The organism is Agrobacterium sp. LR_9 (assembly GCF_041954855.1).
GTDB lineage: Bacteria > Pseudomonadota > Alphaproteobacteria > Rhizobiales > Rhizobiaceae > Agrobacterium > Agrobacterium leguminum.
In genome coordinates, this window is the sequence record NZ_JAVAYA010000003.1 from 364,035 (window position 1) to 379,178 (window position 15,144).

A 15,144-nucleotide genomic window follows, 5' to 3' on the forward strand; every position below is an offset into this window, starting at 1 on the left:
TGCAATCAGTCGAGACGCATGGCGATGCCGTGCTCTGCCATGTAGTTCTTGGCTTCACCGATCGAATAAGTGCCGAAGTGGAAGATGGAGGCTGCAAGCACCGCAGTCGCATGGCCATCCCGAACTCCTGCCACCAGATCGTCCAGTGTGCCGACGCCTCCCGAAGCGATAACGGGCACGCGAACCTGATCGGCAATGCTGCGTGTCAGGCCGATATCGTATCCGCTCTTGGTGCCGTCGCGATCCATCGAGGTAACAAGCAATTCGCCGGCGCCACGTTCGACCATCTTCACGGCGAATTCCACGGCGTCGATACCGGTGGGCTGGCGTCCGCCATGGGTGAAGATTTCCCAGCGGCCTTTTTCCCCATCCTTCGAAACCCGCTTGGCGTCGATGGAAACAACGATGCATTGGTTACCGAACTTGTCGGCCGCCTGCGCCACGAAATCCGGATCCTTCACCGCTGCGGAATTGATGGAGACCTTATCGGCACCGCAGAGAAGCAGCTTGCGAATATCCGCGACGCTGCGAACCCCGCCACCGACGGTCAGTGGCATGAAGCAATGATCGGCTGTGCGCGAGACGACATCGAAGATCGTGTCGCGATTATCCGAAGAGGCGGTGATGTCGAGGAAGCAGAGTTCGTCCGCTCCCGCCGCATCATAGGCTTTCGCTGCCTCGACCGGGTCGCCGGCGTCGATCAGGTCGACGAAGTTCACGCCCTTGACGACACGGCCGTCTTTCACATCGAGGCAGGGAATAACGCGGGCTTTGAGGGTCATGCGTTTACCTCCTTTGCAGCCTTGATAAGGGCAAGCGCCTCAGCAGGGTCGATACGGCCGTCGTAAAGCGCTCGGCCGGAAATCGCGCCTTCGAGCTTTGCGGCATCCGGCTGCAACATGCGCTTGATGTCGTCGATGGAGGCGAGACCGCCGGAGGCAATGACCGGGATGGAAACGGCGTCGGCCAGTTCCAGCGTCGAAGCCCAGTTGATGCCGGCCAGAATGCCGTCGCGATCGATATCGGTATAGATGATGGCGGCGACGCCGGCACCCTCGAAACGTTTGGCCAGTTCGATGACGCCGAGTTCGGACGCTTCCGCCCAGCCCTCAACAGCGACCTTGCCGCCCTTGGCATCGATGCCGACGGCGACCTGGCCGGGGAAACGCTTGCAGGCTTCGATGACCAGAACCGGGTCGCGCACCGCAACGGTCCCGAGAATGACACGGGCAAGCCCACGGCTCAGCCACGCTTCGATATGATCGAGCGTGCGGATGCCGCCACCCAGCTGTACCGGGTTTTTCGTGGCTTTCAGAATGGCGTCGACTGCCTCGCCATTCACGGTCTGGCCGGCGAATGCGCCGTTGAGATCAACGACATGCAGCCATTCGAAGCCCTGATCCTCAAAGGCCTTCGCCTGCGCGCCGGGGTCCTCGTTATAAACGGTGGCCTGGTCCATATCGCCGAGTTTCAGGCGAACGCACTGGCCGTCTTTAAGGTCGATTGCGGGAAAAAGAATCATGTCAGGGCTTCCAGCGCAGGAAATTGGAAATCAGGGCAAGGCCGAGCGTCTGGCTCTTTTCCGGGTGGAATTGCGCACCCGCCATATTGTCGCGACCGACGAAAGCCGTCATCGCGCCACCGTAATTGGTGGTGGCGATGACATCCGTCGAATGCTTGGCGGCCAGATGATAGGAATGCACGAAATAGGCGTGCAACCCGTCCGCGCCGGTCTTGATGCCGTCGAAAAGAGGGTGTGCGTGGCGGATTTCCAGCGTGTTCCAGCCGATCTGCGGAATCTTGAGGCTGGGATCGGATGGCGTCATTTCCACGACATCGCCTTCGATCCAGCCGAGCCCGGTGCTGACAGTCTTTTCCAGCCCGCGCGAGGACATGAGCTGCATGCCGACGCAAATGCCGAGGAAGGGATGGGCCTTTTTCTCCACAGCTTCGATGAGTGCGTCATGCATGCCGGGAACGGCGTCGAGACCGGCGCGGCAATCCGCATAGGCGCCGACGCCCGGCAAAACGATGCGATCCGCCGAGGCGACATGATCCGGCTTGTCGGTCAGGTCGATGGTTGCATTGATGCCGGCTTCGCGGGCAGCACGCTCGAAAGCTTTTGTGGCCGAACGCAGGTTGCCCGAACCGTAGTCGATGATCGCGACACGCATGTCAGCGCCTTCCATTCAAGTCGAAAAGAAACGATCCGGCGGGATCGTTGACGAAGTTTTTGTCGCCGCTCTTTTGCGGCGAAGGGGTCCAGACCGGCTGGGACAGCTGTTCCGCCCTCTCGGTGTTTTCGGAGAGACCGGAGAAATATATGTCTTCGGCGCTCGAAAGATCAGGGGCGGAAACGACGGATGTCAGCGTCCAGCCCTTGCGGATCAGGTGCCGGACGAGAAAATCGCGTCCCTCCAGCGCCGTGATGAGCCCGATGGCGAAACCGCAGAGAATGCCAACCGGTTCAAATCCGGCTAATATCGAGACCTGACCGGCCAGAATGAGGGCGATCACAACAACCGCCGTCGCCAGCCACAGCCGGTTGATCGCAAGCCATAACCAGGGCGCAATGAGAGCCAGCCAGACGAAACGGTCGGCAATGAAGCGGGTCGTCTTGTGGTCCCTGTCCGGCCCGTTGGGGGCTTCCAGAACGAGATAGCTTGTCATGGGCTTCCTGACAGCTTTGGCGTCAGGCCAGCATGCCCTTTGTCGAGGGAACGCGGCCTGCCTGCCGGGGGTCGATCTCGGTTGCCGTGCGAAGAACGCGGGCAACGGCCTTGAAGCATGTTTCGGCGATATGATGGTTGTTGGCGCCGTAATGGTTCAGGATATGCAGCGTGATGCCGGCATTCTGGGCGAGCGCCTGAAAGAACTCGCGCACCAGCTCCGTGTCGAAAGTGCCGATCTTCGGCGCGGAAAAATTGACGTTCCAGACGAGGAACGGCCGGCCGGAAATATCGACGGCGGCTTTGGTCATCGTCTCGTCCATGGCAAGATCGAGCGAGGCGTAGCGGGTAATACCCCGCCGGTCGCCAAGCGCTTTCGCGATCGCCTGGCCAATGGCGATGCCGGTATCCTCCACGGTGTGGTGGTCATCGATGTGCAGGTCGCCCTGAACATCGATCTCCATGTCGATCAGCGAATGGCGGCTGAGCTGGTCCAGCATATGGTCGAAAAATCCCACGCCGGTGGAAATTTTCGATTTGCCGGTGCCGTCGATATCCACACGCACCGAAACCGAGGTCTCGTTGGTCTTGCGGATAATCTCGCCTTTACGTTCTGCCATTTTGGCCGCTCCGTGAAAATGTTGCCGTTCCTTATCAGCACGGGACACAAATATCCAGTTGTTCCATCGTCTTGCCTGACATGCTCAAAACGGTGCGTCGCCTCGAAGATTGCAATCGTGAAAAGCAAACTTACATAGAACCCGAGAAGGGCCGCATCCCGGCCCGTTAACCGCAGGCCCGGCAGGGCAGACAGGTGTTTGATGACAACAATTATTACAGTCAGAAAGGGCGGCAAGGTCGTCATGGCTGGCGATGGTCAGGTAAGCCTTGGCCAGACGGTCATGAAGGGCAATGCCCGCAAGGTTCGCCGCATCGGCAAGGGCGAAGTGATTGCCGGTTTTGCCGGTGCAACGGCGGATGCTTTTACGCTGCTTGACCGTCTTGAAAAGAAACTCGAGCAATATCCCGGCCAGCTCATGCGCGCCGCCGTAGAGCTTGCGAAGGACTGGCGCACGGATAAATATCTGCGCAATCTCGAAGCCATGATGCTGGTGGCCGATAAATCCACCACGCTTGCCATCACCGGCAATGGCGATGTGCTGGAGCCTGAGCACGGCGCGATCGCCATCGGTTCCGGCGGCAATTACGCCTTTGCGGCTGCCCGCGCGATGATGGATACAGACAAGTCGGCGGAAGAGGTGGCGCGCCAGTCGCTCGATATCGCCGCCGATATCTGCGTTTATACCAACCACAATCTCGTCGTCGAAACGCTCGACGCCGAATAAGCCAGTTTTCTCACCCCCATTTCTCACCCAAGGGTCCTGTGGGCCGGGCCGGAATGGCCGGCCGGAACAGGAAAGCCGAGAGGATAGAATGACCACTTTTTCTCCCCGGGAAATCGTCTCGGAACTCGACCGCCACATCATCGGCCAGCATGATGCAAAACGCGCGGTGGCGATTGCGCTGCGCAACCGTTGGCGCCGCCAGCAGCTCGATGAGAGCCTGCGCGACGAAGTCATGCCGAAAAACATTCTCATGATCGGGCCGACCGGTGTCGGCAAGACGGAGATTTCCCGCCGCCTCGCAAAGCTGGCCGGCGCGCCTTTCATCAAGGTCGAGGCGACCAAGTTCACCGAAGTCGGTTATGTCGGCCGCGATGTCGAGCAGATCATCCGCGATCTGGTTGAGATCGGCATCGGCCTCGTGCGTGAAAAGAAGCGCGCCGAAGTACAGGCCAAGGCGCACCAGAGCGCCGAAGAGCGGGTGCTCGATGCGCTGGTTGGCGCAACCGCATCGCCCGGTACGCGTGAAAACTTCCGCAAGAAGCTGCGCGATGGCGAACTGGACGATAAGGAAATCGATATCGAAGTGGCGGATAGCGGATCGGGCATGCCCGGTTTCGAAATTCCCGGTATGCCGGGCGCCAATATCGGCGTTCTCAACCTGTCGGAAATGTTCGGCAAGGCCATGGGCGGACGCACCAAGAAAGTGCGTACCACGGTATCGAAATCCTATGCCGATCTGATCCGCGATGAATCCGACAAGCTGCTCGACAATGAAATGATCCAGCGCGAGGCGGTGAAATCGGTCGAAAATGACGGCATCGTCTTCCTTGACGAAATCGACAAGATCGCCGCCCGCGACGGCGGCATGGGCGCCGGCGTCTCGCGCGAAGGCGTGCAGCGCGATCTGCTGCCGCTTGTCGAAGGCACGACGGTTTCGACGAAATACGGGCCGGTAAAAACCGACCACGTTCTTTTCATCGCATCGGGCGCCTTCCATGTGGCAAAGCCGTCGGATCTTCTGCCGGAGCTTCAGGGCCGTCTGCCGATCCGTGTGGAGCTGAAGCCGCTGACCAAGGAGGATTTCCGCCGTATCCTGACGGAGACGGAAGCAAGCCTCATCCGCCAGTATAAAGCGCTGATGGCGACGGAAGAACTCGACCTCGATTTCACCGATGATGCAATCGATGCCCTGGCCGATGTGGCTGTTCATCTCAATTCGTCGGTCGAGAATATCGGTGCGCGCCGTCTGCAGACGGTGATGGAGCGTGTTCTGGACGAGATTTCCTTCAATGCGCCCGATCGCGGTGGCTCCGCCGTCAAGATCGATCAGGAATATGTTCGCAAACATGTCGGCGATCTCGCCGCCGATACGGATTTGTCCCGCTATATTCTCTGAAGATTTCAGGGACACGAGAAAGAAGAGTGCGGCCATATTTGCCGCACTCTTTTATTTTATCCGCCTTGTCTCGCATTCAGCCCGCATTTTGTTTATGGGAAGGGCTGCATTCCGGTTGGAACCGCTTTAGTGGAATGATCCGGTTTCCTCAGCACCTTTCGCTGGCGGAAATCGCAGGCTTGAGAAAAGGCATTCGCTCGTGCGCAAAACTCTTCTGGCATTTGCCGCTGCTTTGACGTTCACCGTCACCGCGTCTTCTTACGTCGAAGCCGCGACGGTCGTTCCGCCAGGCAATCGCAATGCCGAACAGCCCGGCGTTCCCGGCGCTTCCGCAAAAAGAACAAAGGCGTCCAACACCTCCTTCGAGCGCAAATACCAGAAGGTCATCGACCTTTTGTCCTCCGACAAGGCGCTGATCGCCAAGATCAAGTCGACGGCCGGGCGCTACGGCATCGATCCGATCCATATGATCGGCGCGATCGTCGGCGAACATACCTATAATGTCGACGCCTATGACCGGCTGCAGTCCTATTACGTCAAGGCGGCGTCTTACGCGGGCAACAGCTTCCGTTTCGGCTACAAGGACGAAACCATTGCGCAGTTCCTGACCCATTCGCAATTTGCCAAATGCCAGTCGAAGAGGGATTCATACAGCCTCTGGAACTGTCGGGAAGATGTCTGGGAAGACAGTTTCCGCGGCAAGACGGTCGATGGTGTCGCCTACCCGAACAACCGTTTCAGCGCCGTGTTTTTCCAGCCCTTCTATGCCGGTCAGACCTTCGGCCTCGGCCAGATCAACCCGCTGACGGCGCTGATGTTGTCCGATATGGTGTCCAGAACTTCGGGCTATGAGAAGCTGGATGAGAACGACGCCACCGCCGTCTACACCGCCATCATGGACCCTGACCGGTCGCTCGCTTTCATGGCGGCGTCCATCCGCAAGTCTATCGACGACTATAAATCTATTGCCGACATGGATATTTCGAAAAATCCGGGTGTGACCTCCACGCTTTATAATGTCGGTGGGTCGCAGCAGCGTGCCGCTGCGCTTGCCCAGAAGAACCGCCAGCGCGCCCCAGGCGGGGAGCAGCCCCTGTTGCCGGAGGAAAATTATTACGGCTGGCTGGTGAATGATCGCATCAAGGATTTGCAGGCGCTTTTGTAGAAAAAGGCGACTATCGCCCGCATTGTTTCCAAAACGGAAATAATATTTGGCTGTCCGCCGCAATTGACGAGCGGGCGTCTCCGCGTCCAATCTGTGCCTCCAGAATAGAGGAGGCGCATGTGAGCCGCACGAATAAATTCGGTCTTTCCATCGATGACAGGCTTTATGCCTTTTTGACTGACGACGTCCTGCCGGGCACGGGACTGGACAGTGAGGCGTTCTTCGAAGGTTTTTCGACCATTTTTCACGAGCTTTCTCCGAAGAACCGCGAATTGCTGGCAAAGCGTGACGCTCTGCAGGAAAAGCTGGATGGCTGGTATCGGCAGAATGGCGCGCCGGCGGATTTTGACGCCTATGAGGGCTTTCTGAAGGAAATCGGCTATCTGCTGCCGGAAGGTCCCGGCTTCCAGGTGGAAACCAGCAATGTCGACCCTGAAATCGCCGCCGTTGCCGGCCCGCAGCTCGTCGTTCCGGTCATGAATGCGCGTTATGCGCTGAATGCGGCCAATGCCCGCTGGGGTTCGCTTTACGATGCGCTTTACGGCACGGATGCTATTTCTGACGCCGATGGTGCGGAGAAGGGCAGGGGGTATAATCCGAAGCGCGGTGAAAAGGTCATTGCCTGGGCGCGAAACTTCCTCGATGAATCCGCGCCGCTGGAAACGGGAAGCTGGTCCGAGGTGACCGGTTTCAAGATCGAGGATGGCCTGTTGCAGCTTGCTATCGGCGACGCCAGGGCTGGTCTCAAGGATGCAGCCCAGTTCAAGGGTTTCAGCGGCGAAGCGGCAAAGCCTGCAACGATCCTGCTCGGCAAGAATGGTCTGCACACCGAAATCGTCATCGATCGCACGACCGAAATCGGCAAGGGCGACAAGGCGGGTATCTCCGATGTCGTTCTCGAATCCGCTCTCACGACCATCATGGATTGCGAAGATTCGGTTGCCGCCGTCGACGCCGAAGACAAGGTGCTGGTTTATGGCAACTGGCTTGGCCTGATGCGCGGCGACCTGACCGAAGAAGTATCCAAGGGTGGCAAGACCTTCACACGCAGCCTCAACCCGGATCGCTATTACACGGCTCCCAATGGTGCCGCGCTGACCTTGCCGGGTCGGTCCCTGATGCTGGTGCGAAATGTCGGTCATCTGATGACCAATCCGGCGATCCTCGACAGGGATGGTCGGGAGGTTCCTGAAGGCATCATGGACGCCGTCGTCACGGCGTTGATCGCCCTTTATGATGTCGGTCCGTCCGGGCGGCGTCAGAATTCCCGCGCCGGCTCCATGTATGTCGTCAAGCCGAAGATGCACGGGCCGGAGGAAGTGGCCTTCGCCAACGAAATCTTCAGCCGGGTCGAAAAGCTTGTCGGCATGGCGCAGAACACCATGAAGATGGGCATCATGGATGAGGAGCGCCGCACCACGGTCAACCTCAAGGAAAGCATTCGCGCTGCGAAGGATCGCGTCGTCTTCATCAATACGGGTTTCCTCGACCGCACCGGCGACGAAATCCACACCTCGATGGAGGCGGGTCCGATGATCCGCAAGGGCGACATGAAGCAGGCGGCATGGATCGCGGCTTACGAGAACTGGAACGTCGATATCGGTCTCGAATGCGGCCTTTCCGGCCATGCGCAGATCGGCAAGGGCATGTGGGCGATGCCGGATTTGATGGCGGCTATGCTGGAGCAGAAGATCGCGCATCCGAAGGCCGGCGCCAATACGGCCTGGGTGCCGTCACCGACGGCGGCGACGCTGCATGCCACGCATTATCACAAGGTCGATGTCGCTGCCGTTCAGGAAGGTTTGAAAAGCCGCGGCCGGGCGAAGCTTTCCGATATTCTGTCGGTGCCGGTCGCGCCGCGTCCCAACTGGACGCCGGAAGAAATCCAGCGCGAACTCGACAACAACGCGCAGGGCATTCTCGGATACGTCGTGCGCTGGGTCGATCAGGGCGTTGGCTGCTCGAAGGTGCCGGATATCAACAATATCGGGCTGATGGAAGACCGCGCCACGCTGCGCATCTCCGCACAACACATGGCGAACTGGCTGCGCCACGGCGTGGTGACAGAGGACCAGATCGTCGAAACCATGAAGCGCATGGCCGCCGTGGTCGATGCGCAGAATGCCGGCGATCCGGCCTATCTGCCGATGGCATCCGATTTCGATGGCTCGGTGGCATTTCAGGCGGCTGTCGAACTGGTGCTGAAGGGCCGTGAACAGCCGAACGGCTACACCGAGCCGGTTCTGCACCGCCGTCGTCTGGAGCTGAAGGCCAAACAGGCGGCCTGAAGCCGTCAGCAGTCCTGAGAAACAAAAAAGCCGCCGGGGGAAATCCACGGCGGCTTTTTCTTGTCTGGTATGTGATCTTTACTGGATCACGATGACCTTGGTGCTGCGGCCGGGACGAACGCGGCTGTAAAGGTCGATGACGTCCTGATTGATCATGCGGATGCAGCCGGAAGAAGCGGCGGTGCCGATCGAGGCCCATTCGGGCGAACCATGGATGCGGAACAGCGTGTCCTGTCCCTTTTCATTGAAGAGATACATGGCGCGCGCGCCGAGCGGGTTGGTAAGACCCGGACCCATGCCAGCCTCGACATATTTGGCGACTTCCGGCTTACGGTCCGCCATTTCTTTCGGCGGATGCCACATCGGCCATTCCTGCTTCCAGGCGACATAGGCCTCACCGGCCCAGGCGAAACCTGCCTTGCCGACGCCGATGCCGTAACGAACCGCGCGGTTGCCGGACAGGATGTAATAGAGGTAACGCTCACGCGTATTGACGATGATGGTGCCGGCGCGTTCGGATGTCTGGAATTCGACGATCTGACGGCGATACTTCTCATTCACACGATTGATTGGAATGGCCGGCAGCGCATAGCCCGCATCGGTCACGGGACCGTAGACATCGTTGAATATCTGGACGGTTTCGACCTTTGCCGGAACGGGGTCAGCAACCGGTACGGACGCTGCGATCTTGCCGGAGGTCGGAGCGGAGGATTGGGAGGTAGTTTCGGCGCAGCCGGCCAGAGCCAGTGCTGCCGTCAGACCGAGTGCGGTCAATGGGGTACGGATGCGCATGTCGTTCTCGCGGAAAATTCGCCAAATTGTGCGAAAGAGTAGGCTTAATTGGATAAATCGGTTATTTTCCATTCAGCCGCTCTTGGCAAGCCGTTGCGCCGCCGCGAAACGGTCGGGCATTTAAAATTGCCGGTTGATTGCCTTTTTGCAACAATAGGCCAAACGCTTCAGCAGCCTTTATCCATGACTATTCTTTCCGTTACCAACAATAATCCGTTAATAGACGGTCGCCAGTCGGACAAGGCGATGCTGGTCCGCCGCGGCGTTCAGGTGCTTTTGCACGAAATGCGCCATTCGGTGCTGCCCGAACTGCCGCTTGCAAGCGGGCGACGGGCAGATCTCATCAGCCTGTCGGTCAAGGGTGAGATTTGGATCATCGAAATCAAATCCTCCATCGAGGATTTCCGCGTCGATCGCAAATGGCCGGAGTATCGCCTGCATTGCGACCGCCTGTTCTTCGCCACCCATCCTGAAGTGCCGACCGACATATTCCCGGAGGAATGCGGGCTGATCCTGTCGGATGGATATGGCGCCCATATGCTGCGCGATGCGCCGGAGCACAAGTTGCCGCCCGCAACCCGCAAGTCGGTGATGCTGGATTTCTCGCGAACCGCTGCGACCCGGCTGATGCTGGCGGAATGGACGACCGGGCGCAGCTTCGGAGAATGACTTCGGTTATTTGGGTGCGCGCTTGGCGAGAATGCGCTGCAGCGTTCGCCGGTGCATGTTCAGCCGGCGGGCGGTTTCCGAAACGTTGCGCTCGCACATTTCATAGACACGTTGAATATGCTCCCACCGAACCCGGTCTGCCGACATCGGGTTTTCGGGGACTTCGGTCTTTTCGCCCTTGCGCTGCGTCAGCGCATTGAACACATCGTCCGCATCGGCGGGCTTGGCGAGATAATCCAGCGCTCCAAGCTTCACGGCGGTAACGGCGGTTGCGATATTGCCGTAGCCGGTCAGAACGACGATCTGCGTATCGTCCCGGTTCTGCCTGATGGCCTCGATCACTTCCAGACCGTTGCCATCCGCAAGCCTCAGATCGACAACCGCGTATTTCGGCGGTGCAGCCCTGGAGCGGGCAATGCCGTCGCTCACCGTCTCGGCGGTGTCGACGGTAAAGCCGCGTGTTTCCATTGCCCGGGCAAGCCGGCGCAGAAACGGGCCGTCATCATCGACGATCAGCAGCGATCTGTCGGGTCCGATCGGGTCGACATCGTCCGTTGGCGCGCTGGGGGAGTTGTTCTGGTCTTCTGTCTTCATGTTTCCGGCCTTCCGGCAACTTCGTCGGCTTGGTTTTCTTCTTCTTATCGCCGCTTCAACGTGGATGGTAAAGTCAACGGCTTCTTTTATCGTCCATAAGCGCTCGAGGCCAGACGATTGTGACCCGCGCTCCGGTTCCGCTCGTGCCGCGATTCTCAAAGGTGACGGTGGCGCCGGAGCGCTCCAGCAAGGTCTTGGCGATGAAAAGTCCGAGCCCGAGCCCGCCGGCCCGTGTGTCATTGTGACGTTCGGTCACATAGGGCTCGCCGATACGGGCAAGCACGTCATGGGCATAACCCGGCCCATCGTCTTCAATGATGACGGCGACGTTCTGCTGGTCGTAATCCACCGTCACGGTCACCTTTTCCCGCGCGTAATCCACGCCGTTTTCAATGAGGTTGCCAAGACCGTAGATGATGCCGGCATTGCGAATGCCGACCGGCTCGTCGGCGCGATTGTTCTTTTCAACGAGTTCGAGGCGGATGCCGAATTCCCGGTGCGGCGCCATCACCTCCTCGATCAGCGAGGAGAGCGGCAGGCGGCGCATGTGCTCCTCATTGTCGGCGGAAAGCGAGGTGAGGCGGCGCAGAATATCGCGGCATCTTTCGCTCTGGCTGCGCAGCAGGGCTATATCTTCGCCAAATTTTTCGTCGTTTCCGAGTTCCCGCTCCATCTCCTTCGCGACGACACTGATGGTCGCGAGCGGCGTACCGAGCTCATGCGCCGCTGCCGCCGCCAGCCCATCCAGCTGCGAGAGGTGTTTTTCCCGCTCCAGCACCAGCTCGGTTGCAGCCAGCGCGTCCGCCAGCTGGTTTGCCTCATGCGAAACACGATAGGCGTAAAAGGCAGCAAAAGAGGTTGTGGCGATGATGGCGACCCAGGTGCCGACATGCAGCAGAAGCTGGATCGGCAAAACCTCGCCGGGATACCACGGAACCGGAAAGGGTGAAAAAGCGATCGCGGTCGAGCAGATGACGGCAAAGCCGAGGAGAATGAGCGAATGTCGCAGTGGCTGGGAGGCAAAGGCAATGATGACCTGCACGCAGATCAGCGGCGCGAAGGGATTGGAAAGTCCGCCGGTGATGTAAATGAGCGCCGTCAATTGCAGCAGGTCGAAGGCCAGCAGCAATGTCGCTTCCCAGGGCTCCAGACGATAGGTGGAGGGAAAGCGGGCGGTGAGAAACAGATTTGCAAGAGCGAGCGCCGCGATCAGAAGGCCGCAGGCCAGAAGCGGCAGGGGGAAATTGAGCCCGAAAGCGACAAGGAGGATCGTTGCCGTCTGTCCCGCAACCGCCAGCCAGCGCAGCCAGACGATGGTCTGCAGCCTTATCCTGCGGCTGGCGCGGCCGAGCCTCGTGGTTTCGATAGAATGGCCAGCCACCTTTATCTCCTTTGCCCTGTTCATCATCGTCACGTCCCGCGCGGTTTTGCACGGCTGGTCGGCAGGGCCGATGCCGGGTCTTCCGGCCATGGATGGCGTGGATAACGCCCGCGCATATCTGCCCGTACATCCTTCCAGGACCCTGACCAGAAGCCGGGAAGATCGCGTGTCGTCTGGATCGGCCTGTGCGCCGGGGAGGTCAATTCCAGCAATAGCGGCAACCGCCCCTGTGCTATGGACGGGTGTGCTCTCAGCCCGAAAAGCTCCTGCACGCGAATGGAAAGCGTCGGTTCGCTGGCGTCGTAACGAATGGGATGCCGTTGGCCCGTCGGCGCTTCGAAATGCGTCGGCGCCAGCTTGGCGAGATCGCGCGCCACCTCATGCGGCACCAGAGACAGGATCCCTTCGGAGAGGCTGCCGGGCCGGATGTCCTGCAGGCTGCGCGCACCGTTCTGAAAAGGGACGAACCATTCGTCCAGCCTGGAAAGCAATGCCTCGTCGCTGACATCCGGCCAGGGCTCCCCGATACTGGCGTTCAGAAAGCCGATCCTGTCGCGCAACTGCAGCGTCTCTTTCGAAAAAGGAAGAATGCCGATGCCGAATTCCCGAACGCCATTGGCGAGCGCCTGTGCCGCCTGCTCGCCCTCGGGACGGGGCAGGGGTGTCTCATCGAGGATGATGGCGCCAAGCCGCGTCACCTTTCGCGCGCGCGCCTGGCCGCTCGCCTTGTCGAAAAGCAACTGGTCCTGCTGAACGATGAGATGCGGCATCCGCTCTTCGACATCGCTCCTCTCTATGCCTGCCGCCGCAAGGATGCGCGGCTGCGCCGCTCGCCCGGTAATATCGGCAACCACCAGCATTTTGCTCGCCGCCAGCCGTTCTGTCTCGGCAAGCTCTGCGCCACGCCCGTTGGCCATCACATAACGTCCCCGCGCGCCGCGCTGAAGCGCGATCCTGTCCGGATAAGCATGCAGCAGCAGCGGACCGGCCTCGCTGGGCAACTCGACTGTCGCCGTTTTGTCGCCGATTGCGTCGAACAGCCTCGATGCCAGCTTGCGCGCCGCCTGTGCCCTTTCGCTTCTGTCGGAAAGAAAGCGCCGCAGCCGTTCATCGAGATCGATATCGTTTCCGCCGAGCCCCTGTTCCGTGAGCATGACGGCGAGCATCGCCGCCTTTTTTCCCGCGCCTTCGCTTGCCGCCGCAATCACCATTGCCGCCAGCCGTGGCGGCAATGAAAGGCCGCGCATCATATGGCCGCGCTGCGTCAGCGCTCCGACTTTGTCGAGCGCGCCCAGATTTTTGAGAAGCGCCACTGATTCTTTAAGTGCGGCTTCGGGGGGCATATCCAGAAAGGCAAGAGAAGAGGGATCCTGAACGCCCCAATGGGCGAGATCGAGCGCAAGGCCGGCAAGATCGCTCGCCAGAATTTGCGGTGGCGTGAAGGCGTTGAGCGCCGCCGTCTGCCCCGGATGCCACAGGCGGATCGCAACACCGGGTTCTGTCCGCCCGGCGCGACCCGCCCGCTGGTCGGCGGAAGCGCGCGACACCCGCACCGTCTCCAGTCTCGTGATTCCCGTTGCTGGCTCGAAGACAGGTAGTCGCTGCAATCCGCTGTCGATCACCACACGCACGCCATCGATGGTAATCGAGGTCTCCGCAATCGAGGTGGCGAGCACGATCTTGCGTCGTCCGGCTGGCGCCGGCTTTATCGCTGCATCCTGCTCTTTCTGCGAAAGGTTGCCGTAAAGCGGGATGATATCCGTCTCGCCGGGAAAACGTCCCTCCAGCCGCGTGGCCGTTCGGATAATTTCCGCCTGTCCCGGTAGAAAGGCGAGGATGGAGCCGGTTTCCGACCCATGGGCTTCGGTGATCGCCTTGGTGACTTTCTCTTCAATCGGCACGCCCTGCCAACGATCCTCATAACGGACCTCGATTGGAAACGTCCGCCCAAGGCTCTGAATGACCGGCGCGCCTGCCATGAGCGTGCTGATGCGTTCGACATCGAGAGTGGCGGACATGACGAGGATACGCAGATCGTCGCGCAACCCACCCTGCACATCGAGTGCAAGCGCCAGTCCGAAATCGCCGTCGAGCGAACGTTCGTGAAACTCGTCGAAAATCACCGTCGAAACGCCGGCAAGTTCAGGATCGTCCAGAACCATCCGGGCAAACACGCCTTCGGTCACCACTTCTATCCGGGTTTTCGAGGAGACGCGATTGTCAAGCCGCATGCGATAGCCGACGGTTTGCCCTACATCCTCGTGAAGCAGTTCGGCCATGCGCCCGGCTGCGGCACGGGCGGCAAGCCGGCGTGGTTCGAGAAGAATGATCTTGCCGTCACCCCGCCAGTCCTGCTGCAAAAGATTAAGCGGCACGAGCGTCGTTTTACCCGCGCCCGGTGGAGCCGAAAGAACTGCGCGCTTCGCCCCGGCCAGAGCCTCGGCGATATCGCCGAGAACGGCACTGACGGGAAGTTCGGGCAACTCGGTCTTTATAGGAACGGGCATTCTGGTCATGCAAACAGGCCTGCGGCATCTGGGATGGTGTTTAAGCGTCTCATATGCCGTTTCTAATGCACGGCCCCGCACTTTGACAGTCGTATGTAAGGAGCAGGCAAATGCTCCGACGTCAAAGTTACGGTTCCTTGCGCGCTATTTGCAGTCAGGACCGGAGGGCAGGCATTGGGCGTGTGGCTAAATGTCGGAAGATTCCGTCTCTTTTGCCTGTTTTCGCTTCGCTTCACGAAACTACCTAATAAAATCAATAGCTTGATAAAAATGTCAGTTTTTTGACGGTGGGTGTGTTGACTTGTTTGAGGGTGATCTCTTATAAGTCCGCTCACTG

The 15,144-nt window shown here is 59.6% G+C and carries 14 protein-coding genes; 5 read left to right on the forward strand and 9 right to left on the reverse strand.

The genetic code is table 11. The features are described 5' to 3' along the window. Positions 1–5: 5 nt before the first annotated feature. From hisF to hisB, 5 genes are read right to left on the reverse strand one after another with little or no spacing between them, the layout of a single operon-like run. Entirely contained in the window at positions 6–782 is a 777-nt protein-coding gene (gene hisF, locus RAC79_RS06235) for an imidazole glycerol phosphate synthase subunit HisF (protein ID WP_065656801.1), read from the reverse strand. After that, on the reverse strand, positions 779–1,522 hold the full coding sequence (gene hisA / locus RAC79_RS06240) for a 1-(5-phosphoribosyl)-5-[(5-phosphoribosylamino)methylideneamino]imidazole-4-carboxamide isomerase (protein WP_065656800.1): 744 nt from the start codon (positions 1,520–1,522) through the stop codon (positions 779–781). Before hisA ends, hisF begins: the two co-directional genes overlap by 4 nt. 1 nt (position 1,523) lies before the next feature. Further along, complete coding sequence (hisH, locus tag RAC79_RS06245) at positions 1,524–2,174, reverse strand: imidazole glycerol phosphate synthase subunit HisH (protein WP_003521194.1); 651 nt, start codon at positions 2,172–2,174, stop codon at positions 1,524–1,526. A gap of 1 nt (position 2,175) precedes the next feature. Continuing rightward, positions 2,176–2,670 carry a DUF2628 domain-containing protein gene (locus RAC79_RS06250; protein ID WP_174039771.1) on the reverse strand — a complete coding sequence of 165 codons (495 nt, stop codon included), beginning with the start codon at positions 2,668–2,670 and terminating at the stop codon, positions 2,176–2,178. A gap of 22 nt (positions 2,671–2,692) precedes the next feature. Beyond that, positions 2,693–3,289 (reverse strand): imidazoleglycerol-phosphate dehydratase HisB, encoded by a 597-nt coding sequence (gene hisB / locus RAC79_RS06255; RefSeq protein ID WP_078052249.1) that lies wholly within the window; start codon positions 3,287–3,289, stop codon positions 2,693–2,695. A 201-nt stretch (positions 3,290–3,490) separates the two neighbouring features. Here hisB and hslV point away from each other — a divergent pair, with 201 nt between their 5' ends. The 4 genes from hslV to RAC79_RS06275 all read left to right on the forward strand — a co-directional run bounded on the left by hslV (position 3,491) and on the right by RAC79_RS06275 (position 8,864). Then, a complete protein-coding gene (hslV, locus tag RAC79_RS06260) occupies positions 3,491–4,015 on the forward strand; it encodes an ATP-dependent protease subunit HslV (protein ID WP_003521197.1) in 525 nt (174 codons plus the stop codon). 88 nt (positions 4,016–4,103) lie between these two features. Continuing rightward, positions 4,104–5,411, forward strand: a complete 1,308-nt coding sequence (hslU, locus tag RAC79_RS06265; RefSeq protein WP_065656797.1) for an ATP-dependent protease ATPase subunit HslU — start codon at positions 4,104–4,106, stop codon at positions 5,409–5,411. Between the two features lie 199 nt (positions 5,412–5,610). Continuing rightward, positions 5,611–6,576, forward strand: a complete 966-nt coding sequence (locus RAC79_RS06270) for a DUF1402 family protein (protein WP_142844474.1) — start codon at positions 5,611–5,613, stop codon at positions 6,574–6,576. Positions 6,577–6,695: 119 nt separating this feature from the next. Further along, a complete protein-coding gene (locus RAC79_RS06275) occupies positions 6,696–8,864 on the forward strand; it encodes a malate synthase G (RefSeq protein WP_174039772.1) in 2,169 nt (722 codons plus the stop codon). 78 nt (positions 8,865–8,942) lie between these two features. On the opposite strand, the gene RAC79_RS06280 is transcribed toward RAC79_RS06275, so the two are convergent. Beyond that, positions 8,943–9,656: a L,D-transpeptidase gene (locus RAC79_RS06280; protein ID WP_003521204.1), complete on the reverse strand. Its 714-nt coding sequence runs from the start codon at positions 9,654–9,656 to the stop codon at positions 8,943–8,945. Positions 9,657–9,839: 183 nt separating this feature from the next. On the opposite strand from RAC79_RS06280, the gene RAC79_RS06285 reads away from it, so the two are divergent. Next, positions 9,840–10,325, forward strand: a complete 486-nt coding sequence (locus tag RAC79_RS06285) for an MmcB family DNA repair protein (RefSeq protein ID WP_004444350.1) — start codon at positions 9,840–9,842, stop codon at positions 10,323–10,325. 6 nt (positions 10,326–10,331) lie between these two features. Here RAC79_RS06285 and RAC79_RS06290 read toward each other — a convergent pair whose 3' ends face one another. The 3 genes from RAC79_RS06290 to hrpB all read right to left on the reverse strand — a co-directional run bounded on the left by RAC79_RS06290 (position 10,332) and on the right by hrpB (position 14,816). After that, positions 10,332–10,919, reverse strand: a complete 588-nt coding sequence (locus tag RAC79_RS06290; RefSeq protein WP_174039773.1) for an ActR/PrrA/RegA family redox response regulator transcription factor — start codon at positions 10,917–10,919, stop codon at positions 10,332–10,334. Positions 10,920–10,992: 73 nt separating this feature from the next. Then, positions 10,993–12,300: a two-component system sensor histidine kinase ActS gene (gene actS, locus RAC79_RS06295; RefSeq protein WP_080857121.1), complete on the reverse strand. Its 1,308-nt coding sequence runs from the start codon at positions 12,298–12,300 to the stop codon at positions 10,993–10,995. A gap of 29 nt (positions 12,301–12,329) precedes the next feature. Then, on the reverse strand, positions 12,330–14,816 hold the full coding sequence (hrpB, locus tag RAC79_RS06300; RefSeq protein WP_174039774.1) for an ATP-dependent helicase HrpB: 2,487 nt from the start codon (positions 14,814–14,816) through the stop codon (positions 12,330–12,332). Between the last annotated feature and the right edge of the window lie 328 nt (positions 14,817–15,144).

Bases quoted from the DNA above. Each gene is read 5' to 3' on its own strand.
- RAC79_RS06250 (WP_174039771.1), bottom strand. From the start codon at position 2,670: ATGACAAGCTATCTCGTTCTGGAAGCCCCCAACGGGCCGGACAGGGAC.
- RAC79_RS06280 (WP_003521204.1), bottom strand. From the start codon at position 9,656: ATGCGCATCCGTACCCCATTGACCGCACTCGGTCTGACGGCAGCACTG.
- hisH (WP_003521194.1), bottom strand. From the start codon at position 2,174: ATGCGTGTCGCGATCATCGACTACGGTTCGGGCAACCTGCGTTCGGCC.
- hslU (WP_065656797.1), top strand. From the start codon at position 4,104: ATGACCACTTTTTCTCCCCGGGAAATCGTCTCGGAACTCGACCGCCAC.
- hisA (WP_065656800.1), bottom strand. From the start codon at position 1,522: ATGATTCTTTTTCCCGCAATCGACCTTAAAGACGGCCAGTGCGTTCGC.
- RAC79_RS06290 (WP_174039773.1), bottom strand. From the start codon at position 10,919: ATGAAGACAGAAGACCAGAACAACTCCCCCAGCGCGCCAACGGACGAT.
- hslV (WP_003521197.1), top strand. From the start codon at position 3,491: ATGACAACAATTATTACAGTCAGAAAGGGCGGCAAGGTCGTCATGGCT.
- RAC79_RS06285 (WP_004444350.1), top strand. From the start codon at position 9,840: ATGACTATTCTTTCCGTTACCAACAATAATCCGTTAATAGACGGTCGC.
- hisF (WP_065656801.1), bottom strand. From the start codon at position 782: ATGACCCTCAAAGCCCGCGTTATTCCCTGCCTCGATGTGAAAGACGGC.
- hisB (WP_078052249.1), bottom strand. From the start codon at position 3,289: ATGGCAGAACGTAAAGGCGAGATTATCCGCAAGACCAACGAGACCTCG.
- hrpB (WP_174039774.1), bottom strand. From the start codon at position 14,816: ATGACCAGAATGCCCGTTCCTATAAAGACCGAGTTGCCCGAACTTCCC.